General features: G+C 64.1%; 16 protein-coding genes and 1 pseudogene. 3 read left to right on the forward strand and 14 right to left on the reverse strand.

Translation table 11 applies throughout. From position 1 onward, the window contains the following. Positions 1 to 173: 173 nt before the first annotated feature. From PC39_RS15760 to PC39_RS15770, 3 genes and pseudogenes are all read left to right on the forward strand, one after another. Positions 174 to 644, forward strand: a pseudogene (locus tag PC39_RS15760) (FG-GAP repeat domain-containing protein); the annotation flags it as partial. 1098 nt (positions 645 to 1742) lie between these two features. After that, entirely contained in the window at positions 1743 to 5912 is a 4170-nt protein-coding gene (locus tag PC39_RS15765; RefSeq protein ID WP_353254387.1) for an RHS repeat-associated core domain-containing protein, read from the forward strand. Then, complete coding sequence (locus PC39_RS15770; RefSeq protein ID WP_353254372.1) at positions 5902 to 6258, forward strand: hypothetical protein; 357 nt, start codon at positions 5902 to 5904, stop codon at positions 6256 to 6258. Before PC39_RS15765 ends, PC39_RS15770 begins: the two co-directional genes overlap by 11 nt. 159 nt (positions 6259 to 6417) lie before the next feature. Here PC39_RS15770 and PC39_RS15775 read toward each other — a convergent pair whose 3' ends face one another. The 14 genes from PC39_RS15775 to PC39_RS15840 form a co-directional block, all read right to left on the reverse strand. After that, on the reverse strand, positions 6418 to 8406 hold the full coding sequence (locus PC39_RS15775; protein ID WP_353254373.1) for a sensor domain-containing diguanylate cyclase: 1989 nt from the start codon (positions 8404 to 8406) through the stop codon (positions 6418 to 6420). 146 nt (positions 8407 to 8552) lie between these two features. Then, entirely contained in the window at positions 8553 to 9014 is a 462-nt protein-coding gene (locus PC39_RS15780) for a DUF3237 domain-containing protein (protein WP_353254374.1), read from the reverse strand. 20 nt (positions 9015 to 9034) lie between these two features. Continuing rightward, positions 9035 to 11245 (reverse strand): hypothetical protein, encoded by a 2211-nt coding sequence (locus tag PC39_RS15785; RefSeq protein ID WP_353254375.1) that lies wholly within the window; start codon positions 11243 to 11245, stop codon positions 9035 to 9037. Further along, entirely contained in the window at positions 11223 to 11990 is a 768-nt protein-coding gene (locus tag PC39_RS15790) for a glucose 1-dehydrogenase (RefSeq protein ID WP_353254376.1), read from the reverse strand. Before PC39_RS15790 ends, PC39_RS15785 begins: the two co-directional genes overlap by 23 nt. A gap of 60 nt (positions 11991 to 12050) precedes the next feature. Beyond that, positions 12051 to 13163, reverse strand: a complete 1113-nt coding sequence (locus PC39_RS15795) for a saccharopine dehydrogenase family protein (protein ID WP_353254377.1) — start codon at positions 13161 to 13163, stop codon at positions 12051 to 12053. 15 nt (positions 13164 to 13178) lie between these two features. Continuing rightward, a complete protein-coding gene (locus tag PC39_RS15800) occupies positions 13179 to 14810 on the reverse strand; it encodes a class I adenylate-forming enzyme family protein (protein ID WP_353254378.1) in 1632 nt (543 codons plus the stop codon). Positions 14811 to 14824: 14 nt separating this feature from the next. Continuing rightward, positions 14825 to 16063, reverse strand: a complete 1239-nt coding sequence (locus PC39_RS15805) for a thiolase family protein (RefSeq protein ID WP_353254379.1) — start codon at positions 16061 to 16063, stop codon at positions 14825 to 14827. A gap of 52 nt (positions 16064 to 16115) precedes the next feature. Continuing rightward, the gene (locus PC39_RS15810; protein ID WP_353254380.1) at positions 16116 to 17426 is read right to left on the reverse strand and encodes an acyl-CoA dehydrogenase family protein; all 1311 of its coding nucleotides are present in this window, start codon (positions 17424 to 17426) and stop codon (positions 16116 to 16118) included. A 93-nt stretch (positions 17427 to 17519) separates the two neighbouring features. Then, a complete protein-coding gene (gene curA / locus PC39_RS15815) occupies positions 17520 to 18554 on the reverse strand; it encodes an NADPH-dependent curcumin/dihydrocurcumin reductase (protein ID WP_353254381.1) in 1035 nt (344 codons plus the stop codon). A 346-nt stretch (positions 18555 to 18900) separates the two neighbouring features. Further along, entirely contained in the window at positions 18901 to 19713 is an 813-nt protein-coding gene (locus PC39_RS15820) for an SDR family NAD(P)-dependent oxidoreductase (protein WP_353254382.1), read from the reverse strand. 53 nt (positions 19714 to 19766) lie between these two features. Next, on the reverse strand, positions 19767 to 21143 hold the full coding sequence (locus PC39_RS15825) for a DUF1329 domain-containing protein (protein ID WP_353254383.1): 1377 nt from the start codon (positions 21141 to 21143) through the stop codon (positions 19767 to 19769). A 141-nt stretch (positions 21144 to 21284) separates the two neighbouring features. Further along, positions 21285 to 23339 (reverse strand): DUF1302 family protein, encoded by a 2055-nt coding sequence (locus tag PC39_RS15830; protein ID WP_353254384.1) that lies wholly within the window; start codon positions 23337 to 23339, stop codon positions 21285 to 21287. A gap of 69 nt (positions 23340 to 23408) precedes the next feature. Continuing rightward, on the reverse strand, positions 23409 to 24380 hold the full coding sequence (locus PC39_RS15835) for a WD40/YVTN/BNR-like repeat-containing protein (RefSeq protein WP_353254385.1): 972 nt from the start codon (positions 24378 to 24380) through the stop codon (positions 23409 to 23411). Between the two features lie 81 nt (positions 24381 to 24461). Continuing rightward, complete coding sequence (locus PC39_RS15840) at positions 24462 to 25847, reverse strand: DUF1329 domain-containing protein (RefSeq protein WP_353254386.1); 1386 nt, start codon at positions 25845 to 25847, stop codon at positions 24462 to 24464. Positions 25848 to 26086: the final 239 nt, after the last annotated feature.

The raw sequence follows: 26086 nt of genomic DNA on the forward strand, positions 1-26086 counted from the left end.
CGGCGTGACTCAAACCCACGAGCCTCCAGGATAACCGGGGCGGTTCAGATTCAAATAATAATGAATATTATATAAACAATATCAAATATACCTTAAACGACACCGCGGGGCTTGCGGCATATAACACTATTAACTTTATATACCAAGAGCGCTCCGACAAAAGCAGACGTTATATGATTGGCGGCGGGAACTTAATAACGAGCGCAAAAAAGCTTGCCTATATTGAGACCAAGTCTGGTTCTACCTGGGCCAGAAAATACAATCTCACCTACACGACAAGCCAAACAAGTGATCGGTCACTTCTTGCTGAGATCCAAGAATGTGCAAATAAGAATTCCGGCACAGAGTGTCTGCCGCCCATATCACTAGACTGGTCCTCGATCACTCTTGGCTATAAAGAGCACACCAATCTAGAGCCTCCCTCAAATTCCTATCAGTGCTCCCGGATCATTGATATAAATGGGGACGGCTTATCAGACATAGTACTTGGCTGTAATGGAAATCTAAAAACATGGATTAACAAAACTGACGCCAGCGGAGATCAATCCTGGCAAGAAGATTCTGAATATCAATTGCCCGACTCCCTTTTCACCAATGACGGCTATAGGCGTGCGACTTTACAGGACATTAATGGCGACGGACTCCCTGATTTCGTGGGAGGGGATTCCCCCTCAAACCAAGCCACATACATTAATACTGGGTCAGGATGGCAACTGGATGATAAATATAAATTACCTGCAAGGCTATATGACGGTATAGGCCGAGCCAGAGGAGTGATAAAGGATATAAATGGCGACGGGATCAAAGACTTTATCGCTTCAACAGGTGAGTATGAGCTAACTGGCGAGTATGAGTGGGAAATCGCACCCACCGACAACAGAGCATGGCTAGGAAGCGTCTCTAATTGCTCGAGTGAAGCGTGCGCATGGAACAGGTCACAGAATTATGACCCTCCTTCTCATGTCATATATGTGGCAACCGGCACCGGTGAAAATCAAAAACTTACCGAGGTGACGGACATAGATGGAGACGGATTACCTGATTATATCTTATCTTATACATCTGTTTCATCTGGTTTTTTCGTGTCGCAAGAGCTAACAAGTAAAACCTATACAAATACCGGAACTGGCTGGAGCAGAGACCCTGGATATGATCTAACAGCTCCATTAATGGTAAAAACCAATAATACTGATGAAACGGAAAAAATATCTGAGCTTGCCGATGTGAATGGGGATGGCCTTCCCGATATAGTATGCTCTGGAAACGTACCCGCCCCGTATACAATAATAAAGCTTTGCGGGGAAAATTCACTTAAATCTCAAAGCGAAATTGCTGACCCTCAATTTAACCAATTTAATCGAGCTACATATATAAACACAGGAGATGGATTCAGTTTAAATCATTCCTACAATGCTCCGGTAGAGTTGTTCGGCATTGTTGTAGAAGACGCCCGACTGGGGCTTTTGCAAGATCTGAATGACGACTCCAAGCCAGAGTTTATTCTTTCTCACAAGGAGCTAGGAAATAAGACATTTATAAATAAAAGTTATAGCAATTGCTCTACTGATGCATGCAAGTGGAGCCAAGACACTAATCTTACAATGCCCTTTGATTTTTTCGGATATGAGTTTTACGAAGATGGGAAAGGGTATAGCAGAAGAAGTCTGATTAGGCATTTTGACCTAGACGGCCGACCTGATTTTATTGCACTGGGTAATGAAAATACTAATTCTGGCGTTTATGTGGCCAATGCCAACAATATTAATGGCGCCAACCCTGACCTAGTACAAGCCATTAATGCTGGACCTCAATCGGCCGAAATACAGATTGAATACACAACCTTACTTGACAATAATGTTTACAAGTATTCTGTTACAAATTACCCATTGCAGACCGTCAAAGGCGGTCATGTCATAGTTGAATCGACGCAACCGGGTGGTGGCAAAAAGCTACGCTACAGATACGAGGATTTGCGCGTCCATGCTTTAGGGCGTGGCATGCTAGGTTTCAAGCGGTTCATAGCCGAGAACCTGGATACTGGCCTCAGGGAAATCACCGAGTTTGCGCAACAATTCCCCCATACGGGAATGATTTCAAGCTCAAGCAAGACAGCTGCGGAGTACTACAATCCTCCTGGCCTAGATCCCATCTTGATTGATGAAACCACCCTGACCGAAACCCAAAACACCCTGGCCACCAAGACCCTGGGCAACGGCGATTCCGAGCGTTATTTCCCCTACGTCGCCACCAACGACGAGCACTTCTACGACCTGACCAACAACAGCACCCCGCTGACCACCACCCGCACCGAGACCACCTACGACGACTATGGCAATGCCACCCAGGTGGTGCAGAAGCGGTTCCAGGGCGCCACGCCCGGCGTGGACACCTACACCACGACCACCACCAACCAATACACCAACACCCCCAGCCAATGGCTACTGGGCCGGCTGACACACTCGAGCGTCACCAAGACCCATCCCGACGGCGCCTCGGTCACCCGCGAGACCGCCTACGAATACGACGCCGTCACCGGGCTGCTGACTGCCGAGATCGTCGAGCCCAACGACCCCGACCTGACCCGGCGCACCGACTACAGCTACGACGCCTTCGGCAACCAGACCGAGGAAGCCGTCAGCGGGGCCGACATCGCCACCCGCACAACCACCACCACCTGGGACAGCCGCGGGCAATTCAAGACCAGCATCACCAACGCCCTCGGCCACACCGAGACCCACGATTACAGCGAGGCGCACGGCGGCCGCACCAGCCTGACCGGGCCCAACGGCCAGACCACCACCTGGAGCTACGACGCCTTCGGGCGCGAGACCCAGCAGACCACCCCGGACGGGGTCATCGTCACCACCAGCTATGAAGACTGCGGCAGCGGCTGTCCGGCCGCCGACGGAGTCTTTCTCATCCGCACCACCGGCTCCGACGGCTCGGAGAGCGTCGAAATCTACGACCGGCTGGAACGCAAGGTCCTGGAAGCCAAGCGCGGTTACGACGGCAGCTGGATCGACGTGGCCTACCAGTACGACAAGCGCGACCGGGTGATCGGCGAGACCGCGCCCCATTACCGCGGCCACACCCGGCACTGGACCACCACCGAATACGACGCCCACGACCGCGTTGTGCGCACAGAATCGCCGACCAACGACAGCAGCAGTGGCGGCTTGGTCACCGAATTCACCTACGACGGCCTGATCACCCGCCAGACCGACCCGTACGGCAAGGTCAGCGAAAAGCACGAAAACGCCGCCGGGCGGATCGTGCAAGTCGTGGACGCCGCCGACAACACCACCGACTACGAATACGACCCCTACGGCAACAAGACCCGGGTCACCGACGCCGCCGGCAACGTCACCACGCTGACCTACGACACGCTGGGCCGCAAGATCGCCATGGACGACCCCGACATGGGGCAATGGAGCTACGACTACGACGTCCTCGGCAACCTGATCTCGCAGACCGACGCCAAGAACCAGACGGTGACCTTTGCCTACGACAAGCTGGGCCGCAAGACCCAGCGCACCGAGCCCGAAGGGGTGACCACCTGGAGCTACGACAGCGACTGGATCGGCAAGCTCGACCAGGCGGCCGGTCCCGGCAACTACCAGCGCGACCACCTCTACGACAACCTGGGCCGGCCCACCGACACCACCACCGTCATCGACGGCCACAGCTACACCGTCTCGCGGACCTATGACAGCGAAAGCCGGCTCGCGACCCTGACCTATCCCAGCGGCTTCGCCATCCGCCACCACTACACTGCCAGCGGCTACCTCGACGAAATCGTTGACGACGACACCGACCAGGCCTACTGGCAGCTCGACCACCGCGATGCCTTCGGCAACATCGAGCAAGAGACCTTGGGCAACGGCCACAGCACCGCGCGCAACTACGACAACGCCCGGGGCTATGTCGACGCCATCATGACCGGCGACGTCATGGGCACCGAAGTCCAGTCCCTGAACTTCGCCTGGGACGAGGTCGGCAACCTCACCGAGCGGGTCGATCAGAACCAGGGCGGACTCACCGAGGCCTTCGCCTACGATGACCTCTACCGGCTGACCGGGTCCACGCTCAACGGCAACACCAACCTGAGCGTGAGCTACGACGCCATCGGCAACATCACCAGCAAATCCGGTGTCGGCAGCTACACCTATGGCCAGAACAACGCCGGGCCGCACGCGGTCACCGAGATCACCGGCAACCGCGGCGCCACCTACAGCTACGACGCCAACGGCAACATGACCCAGGGCAACAGCCGCAGCCTGACCTGGACCTCCTTCAACAAGCCGGCCACCATCACCAAGGGTCAGGCCTACTCCGAATTCCACTACGGCCCCGATCGGTCGCGTTACCTGCACATCCGCGACCGGGAAGAAGACGGCCAGCTCGAGACCACCACCATCCACTACGTGGGCAGCCTCTACGAACGCCACCAACAAGGCACGGGCTTCACGGACAAGCACTACATCCGGGTGGACGGCCAGGCCGTGGCCACCAAGGTCTACCGCAGCAACGCCACCAACGACACCCACTACCTGCACCGGGACCACCTGGGCTCGATCGTGGCCATGACCGACGACGCCGGCAACGTCGTCGAGCGCTATGCCTATGACGCCTTCGGCAAGCGCCGGGGCCTGGCCTGGGATCCGGACAGCAGCGATAGCCTGCTGTTCGCGACCATCCAGATCACCGACCGGGGCTTCACCGACCACGAGCACCTGGACCACGTGGGCCTGATCCACATGAACGGGCGGGTCTATGATCCGATTCTGGGGCGGTTCACGTCGGCCGATCCGGTGGTGCAGTTTCCCGAGAGTACCCAGGGACTCAATCGCTATACCTACGTCAACAACAATCCGTTGTCCTATGTGGACCCCAGTGGGCATTTTTTTAGTGTCATAGGCAGCGCTATCGTAGCAGCGGTAAGTGCCGCAGCCACCGCCATTGCATCTGCTGCGACATATATAGCCGGCTTAATCGCATCACATACGCTTGCCGTTAGTGCTATCGGCCTAGGCGTGATCACCGATAATCCGACCCTTACCAGCATCGGATTTGCCCTGATACCCGGTGGCAATTTCATGCAATCTGCAATGCTGGGGTTCGGTGCCGGATATGCAGCCACGGGCGATTTCGAGGCTGCCGCAATCTCAGGCCTAACAGCCGGCGTACTCAGTCAAATCGGAACTGCTGAGGCTTTCTTCTCTAAGGATACCCTAGGCAAAGCCTTCAAACGAGGCATGGTCGGCGGTACATCGGCTGAAGTTCAAGGCGGAGATTTCACAGACGGCTTTCTATCGACTGGCACGACGACCTTTCTAGGACCTGGGATTGAACAAGCGGATTCGCCAGCAACGAGAATAGCGGCTGCGACTGTGATAGGAGGAACTGCCTCTGAACTTGGCGGCGGTAAATTTTCAAATGGAGCTGCAACAGCAGGTTTTCTGCAATCATCGGTGGAAGCCTCTAAGTACTATGAGAAAAAGGTGGGATGGGAGGCAGACCCCTCTCCAGCAGAACGTTTGCACAAAGAGAACGGCAAATGCTGCGACTATAGGCCAGGAGAACAGGGAAGGACACCAGGGCCTCAGTATAATGTGTTTGGCAAGAACGAGCCTTTAGAAAAAAACTTCTGGGCCGATTTTGACAAGCAAGGTGGATTTTTAAGCGTATCAGCAAATAGAGTTTTGCCTTTAGCATCTCCGACAGCTCACCTGCATGATACTTGGTTAAATAATATGAGGGTAAACGGAGCAGAAATAGGCCCGCTACGCAACTACGGCTCAATGGTTCCAGCTTATTCTGTAAGTGTAGGCGCTGTTGTTGGCAACTCTGCTCGTGGCTGGAGTAAAAACCCTTCGTCCATATACATGGCAACGAAGCATTATGATGACTGACAAAGTCACCCTTTTCGTGACGATTTTTATTTTACTCGCGCCTTGCATGAGCTGTTCGCTCAGCATGAAGGATATGAGAATTCGCTTTCAGGAGGCATACATAGATGCCGCGAAAGGACGACATTTAAATGATTTAAAAAAAGACGAATTCAGCGTTATCGGAAACCGAAAGGTAACTCGCATAGAGCGCCTGAATAACGGCAATGAACTTCATATCTATGAAGGCTTTTGGCTTCAATATGACATCGAGCGCGAACCCTGCGATGTTTTTTTTGAGGTGGACCCAATAACTAACAGGGTGGTCGAGGCCGATTCTGAAGGAGAAGGATGTTATATGCCTTATTAAAAAATAGCTTGCGGACTATTCATTAACTTGGCAGACCTTGATTCTGCATTAGATTACCCGCTGCTATTATCAGTAGCAGCAAAGATGAAAAGGAAAGTTGGTGGAGCAGCCGTATTTCGATGCCGCTAGCGATCTAATGCACCCGAGAATCTGAAAGGGTCAGCCGTCGTCGTAACGGGAATAGGTTCCCCGACCACCGCCCTTGACCGCGTACAGGGCCGTGTCCGCCCGTTCGCGCAGCAGCTCGGCGGTCGCGGCATCGTCCGGGAACACCGCGACACCCACGCTGGCACCGACCGTGACTTCCCCCCGCGGCAAAGTGACCGGCCGCGCCATGGCCGCCACGATACGCTCCGCCAGGGCCACGGCGTCCTCGGCGCCGGTGATGTCGCGCTGCAGGACCGCGAACTCGTCGCCGCCGAGCCGCGCCACCAGATCCTCGCGCCGGGCGAGCCCCAGCAGGCGATCGGCCAGGGTGCGCAGCACGTTGTCGCCGGCGGCGTGGCCGTAGGTGTCGTTGACGGGCTTGAAGCGGTCGAGGTCCACCAGGTGCAGGGCAAAGCAGTGTTCCTCGCTCCGGCAGGCGGCGACTCCCGCGGCAATGCCCTCGTCGAAGGCGTACCGGTTCGCCAGCCCGGTGAGCGGGTCGCTGTAGGCGCGTTCCTTGTCGCGCGCGGCCCGCAGGTAATCGATCAGATGCAGGCGCAGCGATGCGGCGATCTCCAATACGGGGGGTTTCCAGGGCCGTCCCTGGAAACGCACCTTGTCGCGCCAGGCGGCGAACGACTGCCGGGGTGACAGTACCTGCCTCGGCGCGCCGTCCCCATCCCCGCAGTCCTGGTGACCGGCCCAGGCGACCTCCTGCACCACCTCCTCGCGCACGGCGAGCAGGTAGGCGTCCTCGCCCAAATCCAGGCGCAGCGCGGCGGCGGCATGTTTCACCAGCGACTCATGGTGACGCAACTCGGCGGGCACGGTGTCGACATGCGCGTAACCCTCGTCGGCGCGTACCGCGAGCCATCGATCCAGCGCCGCGAGCTCCTCGGGATCCGGCAGGCCGCCGCGGCGGAAGGTGACGCCGTCCACGGTGAACCACAGACCGTCGGCATCCAGCAGGTCGCGCACGCGACCCAATTGTGCCGCCAACGCCCGTGCCGGATCGTCCGCGGACGGATCGAGTGCCTGGTCGATGACGGCCAGCCGTTCGCGCAGCGCCGACAGGCGGGTCTCCGCTTCCAGGTGCAGCAGATTGGACAGGTGCAGCGAGGCCAGCCGCGCCATCTCCTCCAGCGCCAGCCGCTCGTGCGCGTTCAATGCCTTGGGCGCCAGATGATGGCAGGTCACCATGCCCCACAGGGTCCCGTCCACCACCAGCGACAGGCTGAGCGAGCCGCGCACGCCCATGTTGCGCAGGTACTGTACGTGCACCGGGTGCACGGCCCGCAGGATGGAGAAACTCAGGTCCAACGGCGCCTCGTCGCCATCCGCGGCCCGCACGGGCACGTTGGCGGCCTCCGTGTCGGCGATGATCCGCTGCCAGTTGAGGGTGTAGAGCGCGCGTGCGTTGGCGGGGATATCGCCGGCCGGGAACCGCAGGCCGAGGAACCCCTCGACGCCGGAACGGCACCGCTGCTCGATGACCTCGCCGTCCCAGCCGTCCAGGAAGCGGTAGATCATCACCCGATCGTAGCCGGTGGCCCCGGCGACGGTGTCCGCCAGCAGCCGGGCGATGCCGGCCCGGTCCGTGGTCCGGGTCAGTCGCTCGATATAGCGGATGCGGGCCGGCTCGTCCCACCACGAGGGAGGCGCGGACAGTTCGGGCTCGAATTCCAGGAGGTAGTGCGCGTCGCGGCGGTGGCCGACCACAGTCAGCGACCCGCCGTCGTCGCGCGGCAGGTCGCCGATGCGGCAACGGCCGGAGTCTTGCGCCAGCGATGCCAGGAACGGCCAGCGGTCGCCGAATATCTCGGCGGCCGGCGCCGCCAGCAGCGCCTCGGGAGACCGACCGAGAAGGGGCCCGACGTTGGCGGAGCAGGCCGTGACGCGCCCGTCGTCCACGGCAACGGCCACCAGGGCGCCCAAGGGCTGGATCTCTCCGATGAAGTGCAGCGCGTCCTGTGCGCAGTCGCTGAAATCCGGGACGCTCACGGTCGGGCACGCGGCCCGCCCGGAACATTCCGGCGGCGACCGTTTGCGGTCGCCGCCGGCGGGCATGTCATACAAGTGTCATTCACGGTCCCATGTTATCGGCCGGGGGACCCGGCTGATAAGCCCGAGTCTGATCGGAACCGCGACTAGCGCAGCGCGTAGACGTCGTAGTGGACCTCGAAACGCGACAGGTCGGCCTCGCCGACGCTGATGAACTGCAGCCGGTTCACCCACTGGTAGTCCGGATGCGCCGAATACAGGCGCGGCGCCGTGCGCAGGGGGAAGCGCTCCGGGGTCTCGCCCGCCAGGAACTTCTCGTAGCCATCCTCGCCCAGCTCGGCAACGCCGTTGTAGGCAACGTAGATCAGGGCCTCGTCGGGGGTTTCGATGGTGGCGCGCACATCGAGCACGCCGACGCCGTCGCGCCGGATGGTCAACCAATCGCCGCCCACGGGCCGCAGCCTGCCGTTGAGGCGCGGCCCCTCGGCCTTGCCGCCGGTGACGTAGAAATTGACCCGGATACCCTCGGGCAGCGGCCCGATCACCTCGGGCGGACTCTCCAGGGTGGCGCTGTAGCTGGTGACGTGCTCCAGTCGGTAGTCGTGCATGCCATTCTCTCCTAGCGGGATTATCGGCGGGCTATGGGCACCGCCGCCAACGTGTCGCCGGGCGTGACCGATCCGGCATGGGCGAGCCGCTTCTCGTACAGACGGGCGAGGCCCAGCCGGGCGGCGGCGATGTATTCCTCCAGCTCGGCGAGCTGTCGCTCGAGCGCGTCGGCGCTGACGCTGCGCAGCCGCTGCTGTAGTACCGCCGCGGCGGTATCCATGCGCGCCACGAGACCCTCGTCGCGATCGAGGTCGGCTGTGCCGACCGACGCCAGATCCGCCCCCTTGTAGCTGCCGCCGGAGCCGGTGTCGCCGGCGTCCGCGAGCGGCAACCGCCCGCGCATCGCCAGGGCCAGCAGATAGAGGTCGAGGTAGTGGCCGGCCAGCTCGTGGACCGGGGCCGAAACGTAGAATTCCTCCAACCAGCGCGCGTCGTCGAGACCGGGGGTATAGCGCCGCTGCCAGTTGCGCGTCAGGGCAGCCAGGGAGGGTGCCCCGTCGAGCCCGGTCACGACGGCGCCTTCCGCCCGCAACGCCTCGATCCGGGCGCGCAGGCTGTCGTGCATATCCTCCAGGGCGGCGACCTCGCGCCGGTAGCGGGTCATCGCGGAGGCCTCGGCGCCCAGGGTCTCCAGGGTGAACGCGGCGGCGACCCGCGCCTCCTGCACGGCCCGGCTCTCCGGCCGCCGGGCCGCCAGTTCCTCCCAGGCGACCAGGGCGCGCCGGCGCCGGCCTTCCTCGCTGTCCGCCTGGTCGGCCTGTTTGAACGGCACCAGCTCGACCTGGCGGAAAGCGTCCGCGGAGAAGCGCTCGGGCATGTCGCTGCGGTTGAAGCGACCGGAGCGGGTATCCGTTATGCCGTAGGTCCCGGCATCCGGCTCGTCCCCGACCGCGACCCGGCTCTGGCGCTCGCCGTGCGGCGCCAACTCGGCCCAGCCGAGCCCCAAAAGGGCGGTTTCGGCAAACGGGCCGTCGAGCCGGATGCGCTGGAATATCTTCTTGGCGGTGGCCCCCTGGTCGGACGCCAGGAAATGGTAGGCCAGGGTCAGATTGGCCTGGTCGCGCAGCCCCCACTGCGCCGGCGTGAACGGCCGCATGCGGCCGAGCCGGTCGAGCAACGTGCGGCCGCGCACGAGATTCTCACCGCCGGCTTGCAACAACGCCACGGCGTAGTTGTAGCGCATGTAGAGGGTCTGCTTGTCCTCGCTGCCGGGCTCGGTGAGCACCTCGAGCTGGGTGTCGCCCTGCGTCAGGACATCCACCGCCTCGCGATAACGGCCCTTGCCCATCAGCAGCCGGGACATCAGCCCCTGCCAGCGCACGAGCTGGGCGGTGGTGAGCTCCGGCCGGATATCCGACAGGATGGCGGCGGTCTCGTCGACGCGCCCGCGCTCGAAGGCGAGCCCGGCCAGACGCAGGCGGATATCGTTCTCCGCCTCCTTGCCCAGGCCGGCGCGCAGCCCGGTGGCCAGCGCCGACCGCGCCTGCGGCTCCATGTCGAAGTCCAGGTAGGAATGGGCGCGCAGGGCGTGATATTCGGGGGCCAGCCAGGTCGCATCCACGCCGGCGGCGATCTCCAGCAGCTCCAGCAACGCCCGGTAGCTGTCTCCGGTCTGGCGCAGGAAACGGACCATGCCGAAGCGCGGATCCTCCACTTCGCTACGCCATTTCCATTCCGAAGGGCTCAGTCGACGCGTCGGGCGCAACGCCTCCGGCGCCATCGCCAGGATCAAGGCCTTGGGGTTGGCGGACTTCTCGAAGTCCATGTCGATCTCGCCCGTGATCGGGCGGGAATCCGGATCGGGGCCGCGCCCCAGGGCACGTCGCAACCGGCCCGAGAACTGCACCCGCACCTTGTGCGAACCCGGCTCGACGTTGGTGCGCACGATGCGGTGGGCGTCACCCTCGGTCAGGACAGCGGCCTCGTCGCGCCGGTAACGGCGCGTGACCAGTTCGCGCCCGTCGACGTACACCGTCGCTTCCTCCAGCACGAAGCTGGGCACATCCACGCCCACGTAGATCGACAGCCGGGTGCGTGCCGGGTAGCGGCGGGCCATGGCTTCGGCCTGGATGCTGCCGATGCGTTCGATGGCGTCGGCCTTGAGCGACGCGATCTCGCGCCGCTGCTCGTCATCGAGGCCGGCGGCGCCGGCCGCGCCGGCCAGAAAGGTCGACAGCGCGACGAGGGCCGCCGCGCCGCAACGTCGGCTATTGCGCCAGGTAACCGCCATCAACCACCATCTCCGCCCCGGTGACCCGCCGGGATTCTTCGCTCGCCAGATAAAGGACGGCATAGGCCACGTCCTCCGGCTCGCACAGCTCGCCCATGGGATGCTTGGCCAGCACCTCCTCCAGGAAGGCGTCGGGATCATCCAGACTCGCCGCGGCGTTGCGCACCAGGTCCGTCATCACGTAGGTGGGATGCACGGAGTTGACCCGGATGCCGTACCGCTCCTGCGCGCAGTGTAGCGCGGCGGACTTGGTCAGGTTGCGAACGCCGGCCTTGGAAGCGTCGTAGGCGACGGTCATGGGATCGGCGATCATCCCCTTGATCGACGAGATATTCACGATGGAGCCGCCGTGGCCCTTCATCGCCCGTATCGCGGCGCGGATCCCGAGAAATACGCCATCCAGGTTGACCGCCATCGTCTTCCGCCAGTCATCCAGCGACATATCCTCGGCGGATCCGAGGATCGCGATACCGGCATTGTTGACCAGCACGTCCAACCGGCCCATCTCGCCGGTGACTTCGGCGACCGCCTTGTCCCAACCGCGCTCGTCGGTGACGTCCAGGGTCACCGGCATCGCCTCGCCGCCGGCCTCGCGAATCTCGGCGGCGACGGCCTCGGCCGCGGCCGGGTCGATATCGGCGACCGCCACACGCGCGCCTTCGCGCGCGAACAGGCGACACTGGGCCGCGCCCAGACCACCGGCGCCGCCGGTGACCATCGCGACCTTGCCCTGCACTCTGCCCATGTCGGATCTCCTAGTGCGACGGGGCGGCCATTGCCGCCCCGCCGTTGCGGTGACCGTCGTTCAGACGGTCTGCTTTTCCCAGGTCAGGTAGCCCTTCTCGGCGGTCGCGGCCAGCAGCTCGCGATGACCGAAGGCCTTGCAGGGCGACGCGTAGCCGGTGGCCCGCAGCTTGCCGATCAGGATGCGCCGTACCGCCTCCGCGGCCCAGACGCCGGCCTGGATATAGGGGCAGTTGCCGCGCAGGACGACGTTCACGCCCTTGGTCCGGCCGCGACCCATGCAGGACAGCGTCGACCGGTTCAGGTCGGGATCCTCGCGCGGCGGCTCCTCGCTGACCAGGCCCCAGCCCCATTCGTTGAAGACCGGTTCCTGCTCGGCGCGCGGCAGATGACGGTAGTTCTCGTACCAGTCGGTGATGCGCTCCACGACCCAAGCCATGACGTCGCGCCGGCGGAACGCGACCAGCACGCTGCAATTGCGCACGCGGTCGTCGTCCAGGTACCAGGTCGGCTCGCCCGCGCCGCTCCAGGGCAGGGCCTGGTAGGTCGGGTGCTCGCCCGGGACCGAGACGTTATACGACGTGGTGTGCGGCCAGACCTCGAGCTCGTGGTTCTTGAGGTAGTACTGGTCGCGGCAGCACATCCGCAGGAAAGACGCCGTGGACGCCACGCTGGTCGCCGAGTCGGCGATGTACAGGATATCGAGGCTGTCGATGTCCGACTCCTCCAGCGCGACCTCGGCGGCGATCTCGCCGGCGGTCCACATGAAGGCGTTGGCCGGGCAAAGCAGCAGGCCCTTTTCCTGGAACGGCTTGTGATACTTCTCGCGCAGCATCAGCATCCAGTCCTGCTCGCCGGTGGTGTCCAGGTAATGGACGCCGGCGTTCAGGCAGGCGCGCACCACCGGCTCGCTGAGCTGCATGAAGGGACCGACCACGTTGTAGACGATCTTGCGGCCGGAGAACAGCTTGGTCAGCGCCTGCTCCTCCAGATCGACGGCCACGCACTCGTAGTCGTGCCCCTTGAGTTCCGGCACCGAGGCCATCTGCTCCTCCAGGCGCTTCTGGTCGCGTCCGGCGGCGATGAAGGGGATGCCGCGCTCGGCCAGGTGCCAGGCGATCAGCTTGCCGGTGTAACCGCTGGCGCCGAAGATTACGACTTCTGGGGTACTCATGGGTCCTCCTGCTTCTTATGCTCGTTTGCTGGTCCGGCTCTCGTCGGTGAAGACCGAGTCCGGGTCGTTCTTGAGGGCTTCCGCGCAGAAACGCTTCATGGGTTTCTCGGAAGCCGTCTTGGGGATCTCGTCCATCACCTGGATGTAGGAGGGGACGAAATTGCGCTCCAGGCGCTCGTAGCAATGCGCGTACAACGCCTGGGGATCGAAGCGGCCGCGGTCGCGCGGCACCACGGCCGCCACCACGTCGCGCTCGCCGGGCACGCCGGACGCCGCATCCACGCCGTACACGAAGACGTCGTCCACGTCCGGATACTCGGCGACCTCCTTCTCGACGAAGGTCGGGTTCACGAAATCGCCGTTGTGGCGGATCGCGTCGCCGTCCCGGTAGTCGAAGTAGAGCCAGCCGTCCTCGTCCATGTGGCAGATATCGCCGGTACGGAACCAGCCGCCGCGCGTCTTCTTGGCGGACGCTTCCGGCTTCTTGTAATACTGCACCTGCGGACAGCCGCTGCCGTCGGCGTTGCGGAACACCAGCTCGCCCTGGACGCCGGGCGGACACTCGTTATCCTCCTCGTCGAGGATCTTGGCTTCGAGTGCGGCCGGCGGCTTGCCCATGCTGCCGATCGGGCCCTCGCCCGGCGGGTTCATGGAAACGCCGCCCTCGGCGGTGCCGTAGAACTCGAAGATGTCCACGCCGAAACGCTTGCTGAACTTCTCCCAGATCGCCGGCGGCATGCCCGCGGAGAGCACGTAGCGCACCGGATTGTCGGCATCGTCCGGCTTCTCCGGCTCGCTGTAGATCGCCGTGGTCATGCCGCCCAGCAGGTTGAACTGGGTGCAGCCGTAGTGGCGGCAGATGTCCCAAAGGCGCGATTTGGTGAATTTGCGGCTGAAGACCCCGCGCAGGCCCATCATCAGGACGTTGCCCAGCGTGATGAGCTGTGCGTTGGCATGGGTCAGGGACAGTCCGCTGTAGGGCCGGTCGTCCTCCCGCAGCCCGATAGCGCCGTCAAGCGAGGCGATCGCCCCGAAGCGCGCGTAGGGCGCCACGATCGCCTTGGGATCGCCGGTGGTGCCCGATGTGTACAGCATCTGCATCGGGTCCGTTTCGTCCTGTGCCAGGATCGGCAGGTCCGGCACCGGCGCCGCCAGCACCTCGCGCAGGTCGCGCCCGCCCGGCAGGTCCGCGGGCATGGAAAAATCGTCGCTCGTGGGCACGACCCACACCCACTCCAGTTGTTCCAGTTCCGGCAATACCGCCTGGAGCTGGGGCAGGATGTAGTCGGCAACCAGGGCACCGCGGCATTCCGCGAAATCGAGCATGAACTTGAGCTTGCTGCCCTGGGTGCGCGGGTCGATGGGCACGAAATTGGTATTGGCGATGCCGCTGCCGACCATGGCGTCCACGAACTCAGCGTGGTTCTGCATGATGATCGCGAAGCGGTCGCCCTGACCCATGCCGGCCTCCTGCAACGCCTGCGCGACACGCTGGCCGTTGTCCCAGAGTTGCCGGTAGGTACGCGTCACGTCACGGAAGCGCCCCTCCTTGTCGATATCGACGAAGGTCAGCACATCACGGTCCGGGGCCTTCTCGGTCCACTGCGCGATGAGCTGGGGCAGGATCATTGGGTTCCAGTCACTCATGGCGTCTCCGGAATTCAGGTGGTAAGGATGCTGACGACCAGCGCGGCCGCGTCCTTGCCGATGAATCCGCCGCCGTTCTCGGCCAGCGCGACACGGGCGCCTTCCACCTGGCGCTTGCCGGCGACGCCGCGCAACTGCTCGGTCAGCTCCACGATCTGGGCGGTGCCGGTGGCACCGATGGGATGGCCCTTGCGCAGCAGGCCGCCGGAAGTGTTCACCGGCAGGCGGCCGCCGAGCCGGGTATCGCCCGACTCCGCCAGCGGGCCGCCCTCGCCCTTGCCGCACAGGCCGAGATACTCGTAATACAGGATCTCGGACGGGGCCGAGGCGTCGTGCAGCTCCACGCAGTCGAGGTCGTCGGGCCCGAGCCCGGCTTCCTCGTAGGCCTGCTTGGCGATCACCTCGGGGAAGGTCTCGCTATCGGCGTCGGTGTAGTCCCAGCCGCTGCCGAGCACCGAGGAGGCGACCCGGACGCCGCCGTCCGTCAGGCCCAGCTCGCGCGCCTTGCGCTCGCTGACCAGGACCACGGCGGCGGCGCCGTCGCCGATCGGCGAGCACATCGGCAGCGTCAACGGCCAGGCCACCTCGCGGGAAGCGAGCACGTCCTCGACGGTCAGCTCCTCCTGGTACTGGGCCCGGGCGTTGAGGCTGCCGTGATAGGAGTTCTTGGCCGAGACCGCGGCGAACTGCTCGCGGGTGGTGCCGTACTCCTTCATGTGCTTGACCGCCCAGGTGACATAGATGTCCATGAACAGCGAGCGGGTCTTGCCGGCACCTTCCAGGTCCGGCTCCATGCCGGCGGCGCGGATCTCCTCCTCGACGTTGCGGATCACACCGTCCATGTCCTCGACGTCCACCGCGCCGGTGAACACATCGAAAGTGCGCTGCTTGTCCTCGTGGTACAGCTTCTCCATGCCCACGGCGAGGACCACGTCGTAGAGACCCGCGGTGATCATCGTGGCGGCTTGGTTGAAGGCCGTGGAGGCCGTGGCACAGGCGTTCTCGACGTTGATCACCGGGATGTGGCCGATACCGAGCCCGCGCAGGACCACCTGGCCGGGCACGCAGACCTGGCCGGTGATCACGCCGGTGGCGGCACTGCCCATGTAGGCGGCATTGAGGTCCTTGCCCTCCAGGCCGCTGTCCTTGAGCGCCGCCAGGATCGCCTCGCCGGCGAGATCCTTCATGCCGCGGTCCATATGCTTGCCGAAGCGGGTCATACCCACCCCGGCCACGTACGCGTTCTGACGCATAATCGCCTCTGGTTGCCCGCCCGCCTGTGGTGCCGGCGGGCGGCTTTCGGGTTTAGAGCAGGTCTTCGTCCATCAGGTAGTACCCGCCCTTGAGCGCGATCACGTCGTTGGCGCCGTCCTCGATCATGGAGGAGCGGCAATCGCGCATGATCTTCTCGACCGGGTACTCGTGGGTGACGCCGTTGCCGCCGAAGATCTGGATGGCGTCGCTGGCCACGTCGAAGGCCATGTCGGTGGCGGTGACCTTGGCGATCATCGCCGCCTGCAGGGCCGGCAGATCGGCGGCCTGGTTGTAGTGGACCACACGGCGCGTGAGCGCGGCGGACGCCTCGACCTGGCGGAACATGTGGAACAGCTTGTAGGCCACCAACTGGTGCCGGTAGATGGGCACGCCGCCCTGCTTGCGCTCGTGCGCGTAGGCATGGGCCATGTGGTAGGCGGCACGCGCCGCGCCGGTCCAGATCGCGCCCATGAGGGCGTTGGCCTCGGCATGGATGCTGTACACCGCCCGCTGGAAGTCCTCCGGGCCGGCCAGGAGGTAATCCGTGGACACCTCCACGTCGTTGAAGAACAGCTCGCCCTGCGGGTCACCGCGCTGGCCGAGCTTCTCCAGCGGCTTGCCGCGGGAGATGCCCGGCAGATCCAGCGGGATCACCAGCACGCAGCCGTTCGAGTAGTCGGCGCCGTCGCCCATGTCGGCGGCGCAGTAGAGGATGCAGCACTCGGCGATGGTGCCGTTGGACACCCAGGCCGACTTCTGGCCGTTGATCACGATCTTGTCGCCCTGGAACTTGGCGACCGTATTGGGCCGGCCGTACTCGGCGCCGGGGTGCCGGATCATGCCGTTGGGGTCCAGGGTGTCGCTGCCGTGGTCCGGCTCGGTGATCGCCCAGCAGCCGAGCATGTCCTGCGGGAAGCGCTCCATCAGGAACTCGTTGCCGAAGATCATCGACAGGTACTGCGGCAGCATGCCCGCGGCCACCGAGATCGCCATGCCGCCGTCGCCGTAGCCCAGCTCCTCGAACAGGATGCAGAACATCTGCGAGCGCTCTTCCGGTTCCATCTCCGCGAGATCCGAGAGCTGGATGCCCAGATCCAGGTACTTGCGGCGGAACTCCCAGAAGGGCGAATCCTCGGCGATGATCTCCTCGGCCGTCATCCGGTCCAGCTTCTGGCCGATGGGCCGCATGACCTCCACCGCGAACTTGCGCAGGGTCTGCTGGAACTCGCGCTGGATATCGCCCAGCGGCGGCTCGATGCCGAACTCGTCCACCTTCGCCCGCGGATGGGCGGGCCACTTGTAGACCGGGCTGTCGCCCTTGCGCTCGATCCCGGTCATCACCTGCTTCTCACTCGTTGCCATCGTAGGTCCTCCTAGCGCAGCCTCGTTTGCGGCGCGTTGCGGGTATCCGACGGAGACACCGGGGCCGCGCCGGCGCATCCTCCCGCCCGCCGGTCAATCGCCGGCGACGCGTACCACTTGTTTTCCGAAGTTCTCGCCCCGCAGCATCCCGATGAATGCCTGCGGCGCGTTTTCCAGACCGTCCGCCACGTCCTCGCGGTAGCGGATGGCGCCGTCGCGCAGCCAATCGTTCATGGTCGCGACGAACTCGTCATAACGCGGGCCGTAGTGGTCGAAGACCAGGAATCCCTGCATGCGGATCCGCTTGACCACCAGGTTGACCATCAGCCGGGGGCTGCGATCGGGGCCCTCGCCCTCGAACCCGCTGTTGTAGTGGGCGATCAGGCCGCACACGGGCACCCGCGCGCCCACGTTCAGCAGCGGCAGCACCGCTTCGAACACGGCCCCGCCCACGTTCTCGAAATAGATGTCGATGCCGTCCGGGCAGGCCGCGGCCAGGCGCTCGTCGAGATCGCCGCCGCGCCGATCGATGCAGGCGTCGTAGCCCAGCTCGTCCACCGCGTGGCGGCATTTGTCCTCGCCGCCGGCCACGCCCACGACGCGGCAGCCCTGGAGCTTGGCGATCTGACCGACCACCGAGCCCACGGCGCCGGTCGCCGCCGACACCACCACCGTCTCGCCGCGCTCGGGCTCGCCGATGTCGAGCAGGCCGATGTAGGCCGTGAAGCCCGGCATGCCCAGCACGCCCAGGGCGTAGGAGGGCCGCGCCATGTCCGGATCGAGCCGCATCAGCTCGTCCGCGGTCACGACCGGGCGGCTGCGCCAGCCGGTCGGGGCCAGTACCAGATCGCCCTCGCGGTAGTCCGGATGCCCGGACGCCAGGACCCGGGCCACCCCCTGCCCGACCATCGGCTCGCCGACGGCGACGTTCCGGGCATAGGACGGACCCTCGGCCATGCGACCGCGCATGTACGGGTCGAGGGACAGGTACAGGGTCTCGAGCAGGACTTCGCCGTCGCCCGGCGTCCCCGCGGGCGCCTCCTCGAGACGGAAATCCGTCTCGACGGGTGCGCCGGAGGGACGCCGGGCGAGGACGACCCGCCGATCATTGCCGGGGAGCGCGCTCATACGGGCGCGCTCCCGCCGACGGTCCGGCGCACGGCATACCGGACGACGGCGTCATACCCGGGCATGACGGCTGGGGCGTTGACCAACTGTCGACTCCTCATCTTCGCACCTGCGACCGCCGTGGCGGTCGGTTATCGACTGTCACCGCCATTCGCTGGCGATGTTGTTTTTTTGACATTAATGGCGGGCCTGTTCCGCCCGCACTACACAAACGGGTAGTTTTATTTTCTGATCGTTTTTTATTTTTAAATCAGATATTTATAATTTATCGGCGCGACCATGGCGGGGTGGCCGCACCCGGGTGGGAACCGGCCGCCGCGATTGCCACGGCGGCCGGCCTATGGCATCAGCGGCCGGCGGTCGCGCCGCCGTCCACCGCCAGCTCGGCACCGGTCACCCACTTGGCGCCGTCGCTGGCCAGGTAAAGCACCGCGTTGGCGACGTCGACAGGTTCGCCATAGCCCAGCGGTTGCAGCGTCTGAAGCAGGGAATCGGCCTCCTCCTCGCTCTCGGCCAGGCCCAGGCGCGCGAAACCCTTGATCACGTCCTCGCCCATCTGGGTCCGAATCACCGCGGGATGGATCGAATTGACGCGGACGCCGTAGTCGAGATGACCGCACTCGATGGCGGCCGCCTTGGTCAGCAGCCTCACGGCCCCCTTGGAGCTGCAGTAGGCACCCAGGCCCGCGTAGCCGGTCAGCCCGGCCACCGACGACAGGTTGACGATGGAGCCGCCCCGGCCCGCCGCGCCGCCCGGACGCATGGCGCGGATGGCGTGCTTGATGCCGAGAAACACACCGTCGACATTGACCCGGTGGATATTCTGGAATTCCTCCAGACTGCAGTCGGCGAGCAGGGACATGACCTCGATGCCGGCGTTGTTGACCAGGACGTCGAAGCCGCCCAGGTCGCCGATGGCGCGGCCGATGGCAGCCTCCCACTGCGCCTCGTCGGTGACGTCGTGGGCGGCCGCCACGGTGCGTACGCCGGCATCGCGCAGCGCGCCGGCCTGCCGCTCGGCGGCGTCGCCGTCGACATCCGTGACCATCACCGCGGCCCCGGCCGCGCCGAGATGCTCGGCGATAGCGGCGCCCAGTCCCCGTCCGGCGCCGGTGACCAACGCCACCTTGCCGTCCAGCCCGAAAGCCTCATTACTCATGATTTCGATCCTCTCGTTTAGTCAAGCCGGCAGGCGGTAGCGATGCGGATCGCTCAGCGCCCCAGACGCCGCAGGGAATTGCGCGTCAGGTATTGGTCATAGGTCGACGGATCGTTGACCTTGGTGCGATGGCCGCCCGCGATCTCCCGCACCTGCTCCAGGCGCGACATGCGCCCGGTCTGGATGTCGAAGGCGTGGACGTGACCCCAGGACCAGTAGGGATCGTCGCCGTCCATGACCGCCTTGTCGCCGTCCTGGTAGAGGGCGTAGGCCCCGTCGAAGCTGCGATAGACCTGGCCCTTGCGGTCGTACGAGTTCATCGCGATCGGCAGGCCCGTGCGCGCATCGAACCACACACGCTTCTTGCCGACCGGGGCGCGCTCGAAACCGGTGGGCTCGGCATCCACCACGATCGCCTCGGGCACCAGTTCCACCGTGGTATCCCAGAAGGTCTCGCCCTTGGGCCCGCCGTGGGTCCCGTGCTCCCAGTTGGGATCCGAGGAATTCCAGCCGCCGGTGACGCCCGCGAGCATGGGCCCGCGATCGACGATACGGTAGTTCCCCCAGGTATACAGGGGATCGCCGGCCGCCCAGGCATCGGACAGGTAGAGTGTGCCCCCGGGCACCAGCGGCTCGAAGCGCTGGTTGGTCGGATATTCGCGGATGCGCTTGAACTGCGGCAGGTAGCCGACCAGTTCGGGGTATTGGTTCTGGTCGTAGGGCCAGATGTTAAGGAACGAGGTGCCGGAAATATCGTTCGGCGCCACGAAGATCACGCTCTGGAAGCGCAGCTTGTCCTTGTGATCCGGCCAATAGGGCTTGGGCGACATACTCACCCGCGCAACCGGTGCCAGCTCCGCCCAGACCACGTCGTAGCGGTACTGGACATCGCCCTCGACCGAGATGTCGTACTCCTTGATCGCGTAGACCGAGGCGTCGTGCCGGCCCCAGCTCAGGGTAAGCGCGGCGAACAGCTCCAGGCCGTTGCTGGCGTCGGGGAAGGGATTGCCGCCGATCCAGGGTTCGCCGTCGGGCGCCACCACGTTGCCGCGATCGTCGAAACGGGCCTTGCCCTGGTTGCTCAGGGTCGCCTCCAGGTAATCCCGGGGCGAGAGCTTCATGATGTCGGTCGTGGTCGGGGCGAGCTTGAGTTGGCGCCCCATGTCGCGGATCTGCTGATACTTGATGTCGTCCAGCAGGTCCTTCACCAGGTCGACATTGTCGGCCGTGATCGTGTCGCCGGGCGACAGCTTGCCCTTGGTGTACTCTTCGATCGACAGCAGCTCGTCGGGATAGCTGCGAGACACATCGCCCTCCTTGGCGATCGTGGGCCAGAGGGGGGCCAGCACCCCCGTCGCCAGCACGCCCCTGGCGAGCTGGTTCAGGAAGTGCCGCCGGCTATAACCGCGGTCGTAGCGGATCACATGCATCGCATCGACTCCATCGCGAAATTGTCATCATCCAGGATATCGGCCGCCACGCCCGGAAGACCCACCCTTGACTCCCCGAAAAAAGCCCGACGGCCAAGAGGGGTTGGCCGCCGGTAGCGGGGGAGGAGCCTGTTGTACGGGTCAGAACTGATACTCGACCCTCGTGGTGATCTCGTCGGCGAAGTCCACGGTCGACAGCGTGTTGTCGTACTTGCTGCCGTGCACCGTGCCGATCATGTTGGCGAACACCTGGAAGGTCCACTCACTGTTGGGCTTCCACCGCAGCGCCGGCTGGACCAGCAGGCCGCCCTGCACGTCGTACAGCGCCGCGAAGTCGATCCGCCAGATCCGGTTCGGGAACGGCTGCTGGAAGGCGAACGCCACGTAGTTGGCGCTGCTGATGCCGTCCGGCAGGCGATCCTCGGGATCGTCGGCGTTGGGATCGCCGCCGTAGCCCGACAGGTGGCGGTTGAAGATGTCGCTTTCCGAGCGGTGCAGGTACTGCAGCACCGCGAACGCCGCCGGGAAGGTCCGGCTGTAGCGCACGAACTTCTGGAACACCAGACCGATCTCGTACTCGTCCTCCTCGATCACGTTGTCCCGATAGGGATTGAGATCGGTGGGCGTGAACTTGCGGTCCGGCGTGAACTTCGCTTCCAGGCTGGCGTTGATCTGGTCGAACAGGATCGAGTCCGAAGGGCCCTCGATGCGGTAGCTCATGCCCAGCCCGAAGTTGTTCTCGCGCGCGTACTCGCGCTTGATATGACCGCGCAGGCCGCCGGAAAGCTGCAGGAACAGATCCTCCTGGGCTTCCTGCTCGGCCGGCGTCGAGGCCTCCCGCGCGGTCGCGTCCTGGGCGCCCGGGAACTCGCGGATCGCCGTGTTCAGGCCGGTGAAGTGGTTCAGCCGGGCCAGGGCGCCGTAGGTGTAGAACTCCTCGGCCGAGGTCACGCCGGTGGGATCCACCTCGAACACGCTGTCGGCCAGTTCGCCGGCGAAGAAGTCCGAGAATAGAGCGCCGGCATCGCCGACGCCAGCCGGCCCGCCCGGCTGCAGCCCCTGCACCACGTCGGAGTCGGTCCACTGGAAGAAGCCGAAGTGGTTGTAACGGCGGTTGGCCATCAGGGTGAGGTCCACCGGACCCACCGGGCCGCGCAGCCGGATACCGTAGTTGTACTCGTCGTCGTACTGCTTGAACTGGTCATGCACCGTGAACTGCGACGGGATGACGTTGTACGGCGTGTTGGGGTTGGGGTAGATCGTCGGCCGGAACCGTTGCGCATAGCTATCGATCTCCCAGCCGCCCAGGATGTTGAACGGCAGCGAGTTGCGCGGCAGCAGGTAGGAGGCCCGCACGCCCAGCGACGGGATGCGCTTGTCCGAGAACTCCTCGGAAACGAAGTCCAGGAGCTGGTGCCGACGCAAATCCAGGCCGTTGGGCACGTCCATGATCCGGAAGAACAACAGGTCGCCCCAGGCGATCTGCTGGTTGCCGGCCCGGATCAGCAGCGGTCCCTTCTGATAGTCCAAATAGAACTGCGGCAGATCCACCATGTAATCGTCGCCGGCCCACTCCAGCGGGCTGGAACCTTCCTCGCCCTCCAGCTTGGCCACCTGCCTCGCTTCGAAGGCGTCGTTGCCGCGATCCTGGGGCTCGCTGGGGTTGCGGGTGGTCGGCGCCAGGGCCTTGCCGCTGTCGTAGCGGTATTCGTAGAAGTTCGGGTCGTCGTTGTTGAGCGTGCCGACCGCGTCCGCGGTCCGGATATCATCGATGTCGAACTGGTCGTCGTAGATGTCGGGATCGCCGACCGCGCGGACCTTCACGTTCAACCGCAGGTTGCTGAACAGGCTGACGTTGGCGTTGAACTCGCCGCGGATCATTTCCATGTTGAAGGTCGTGTCCGACTTTTCCACCGGGCGCACGACTTCGTCGTTGAACGACAGCAGCGGCACCAGCAGGGACCGGCCGTTACGCTCGACCGTCTTGCCGTTGAAGATATTGCCCCGCTGGTTGTACGGGTTCTCCTTGCCCGTGATCGATACCGCGTTCTCGTTGCGGATGAATCCGCCGTAGCTGAAACTGAAATCCGGCTGACCCAGCACACTCTCCACCAGGTCCGCCTGCGCCGCAGGCAACGCCAGGGCCGCGCTCGCAGCCGCCAGCGTCACCCATAGCCGTTGGGTTCTCGTCTTCATGTGTCTGACCTCCTGTAATTATTGGAATACCGAGGCACTGGTTTTTTTATGCTTCCCCCCAGTTCTCGGTTATCCCCCCGATGGTCGTTTCTCGACCCGTAGCACACGGCCGGTATGACCGGCCACGAACAAACCTTCTCCGGTGGCCGCCGCACCGATGTACCAGTTGCGGTCCACGTCGCCGTCGGTCACCTGCGTCCAGCTCTCGCCGCCGTCGTCGCTGACGATCATCCGGCGCATGCCCGGCACCGTCACCGTGCCGTCACCGTCCGCGTAAACGCCCAGCAGGTTCGCTTCCAGGTCCGTCTCCAGCGACGTCCACGTCGCACCGCCGTCGGTCGTGCGCAGCACCGTGCCGCTCTGACCCACCGCGTAGCCCAGACCGTTGGCGTGCAGATCCAGACCGAACAGCGATACATCGCCGCTGTGCACGCCTTCCCAGTTCGCGCCGCCGTCCGGCGAACGCAGCACCATCCCGAACTCGCCCACGATCGTGACCGTGCCGTCGGCGCTCACGTGTACGTCGTTCAGGTGCGGCTCGTAGTTGTCCTTCACCAGCGTCGCCGGGTTGAAGGCCGACTCACGCCAGCTCGCGCCGCCGTCCTCCGACAGCAGGATCGTGCCGAACGAACCCACCGCCACCGCCAGGCCCGATGCGTTCATCGACACGCCCATCAGGCGCTGGCTGGTGCCGGCGTCCACCGCCGTCCAGCTCGCGCCGCCATCGTCGCTGTAGCGGATCAGGCCCATCTGGCCCACCACCACGCGCTTGTCGCCCGACAGCGCCGCGTCGAACGCCGCCAGCTCCGTGTCCAACTGGCCGCGCTCCCAGCTCGCGCCGCCGTCGGCCGTCACCAGCATCGTCCCGCGGTCGCCCACCGCCAGACCGTGCTCGCCGTCCTGTTCGAAGGCGATGCTGTAAAGCGGACGGTGGGGCGTGCCCGACGTCACCACCTCGACATTGCGGGGCGCGGCGGCGGATGCGGCAACCGCCGCGGTCAGGCATACCAGGGTCAGGCTGCTGGTGATCAGTGATCTCATCGTTTGTCTCCACCCGTCAGGGAGGCATTGGGGATAAAGAAGGGGGCCGGGCGGATCGCGCCCGCCCGGCCCGACCGGCGTTTACGCGCCGAGACGCCGCATCGCGGACGTCGTCAGGTACTTGTTGTAGACATCCTCGCCGTGGGTCTCGTACCTGGCGGGATAGCCGCCCGAGACCTCCTTGGCCTGGATGAACCGGCTCATGCGGTTGGACTGGAAGTCATGACTCATGACGTGCGTCCAGGACCAGACCACATTGCCGTCGGAGGCCTTGTAGGCCGTGTCGCCGTCGACGTACTGCGAGTAGCCCGGCTCGAAGGACTTCCAGATATTGCCCTTGCGGTCATAGGTGACGTAGGCCACGTACATCTGGTTGCGGACGTCGATCCAGACCCGCTTCTTGCCGACCGGCGAACGCGGGTACCCGGTGGGCTCGGCCTCGACCACAGCGGTCTCGGGCACCAGCTCCATCTCGATGTCGAAGAAGGTCTGGTCCTTGGGACCGCCGTGCACCGGCATGTGCCAATTCTCGTGACGCTCGCCGTGCCAGTTGCCGGATACGGCGCCCAGCATGGGCTTGCGCTCGACGATCTTGTAGTTGCCCCAGGTGAGCATGGGATCGCCGGCGGCCCAGGCGTCCGACAGGAACACGGTGATGCCCGGCACCAGCGGCTCGAAGCGCTGGTTGGTCGGGTACTCGCGCACCCGCTTGAAGGCCGGCAGATAGCCGACCAGGTCCGGGAACTGGCGCTGGTCGTAGTACCAGGTGTTCAGGAAGGACGTGCCCGCCTGCTCGTTCGGCGCGGTGAACCACACCGACTGATAGCGGAGCTTGTCTTCCTCGCCGCGCCAGACCGAGCCGTCCACGCGAGCCGTGGTATTGAGCTCGGCCCAGACGAAGTCGTACTGGTACTGCAGGTTGCCGTCGGGACCGATATCCCAGTCGCGCACGGCGTACTGCGAGTAGTTGTGCCGACCCCAGCTCAACGTGAGGTTGGCGAACGCCTCGGCGCCGGTCTGGGCGTCCGGGAAGGGGTTGCCCCCGATCCAGGGACCGCCGTCCGGGCCGCGGACGTTGCCGACGTCGTCGAACTTGGCCTTGTCCTGGTTACGCAGGGTCGCTTCCAGGTAGTCGGCCTGGAACAGCTTGCTGACGTCCTTGGTGGACTCCCTGATTTTGATCCGCCGGCCCATGTTCTTGACCTGCTCCAGGGCGATCGGGTCCAGCAGGTGCTCGACATGCTCGACGTTGTCCGCCGTGATCACGTCGCCCGGCTTGACCTTGCCCTTGGTATGGGCCTCGATCGAAAGCAGATCCTCGGGGTACGCCTTGGTGGCGTCCATGGTCATGGCCTTGCTGAGCATCGGCCAGAGGCCGGTCAGCACACCGGCCGCGGCCCCGCCCTTGAGGGATTTCTCCAACAGGGCGCGCCGGCCATAGTCGAAACCGTATTTCCTGATATGCATCGTCGCTCCTCCTCAGTGCAAAACGCACCAATTCTTGAGTCCGTGTAGCGACCAGACTCTATTTATCTGGCCCCCCAGTCGGTCGCCGCGCTCATTCGCGACGGCCTTACTTTCCCTGTACGTCCGTTTCCCTTGTTCCGTTTCGGGATGTCTCTTTTTAGACCCCGGTCCTATCGTTTCTATCCGCTATTTTTCGTAGGCGCTCAGATCCATGTGTTCGGAGACCAGCAGGTCGTTGC

The organism is Salinisphaera sp. PC39, assembly GCF_040361335.1.
Classification (GTDB): Bacteria; Pseudomonadota; Gammaproteobacteria; order Nevskiales; family Salinisphaeraceae; genus APNM01.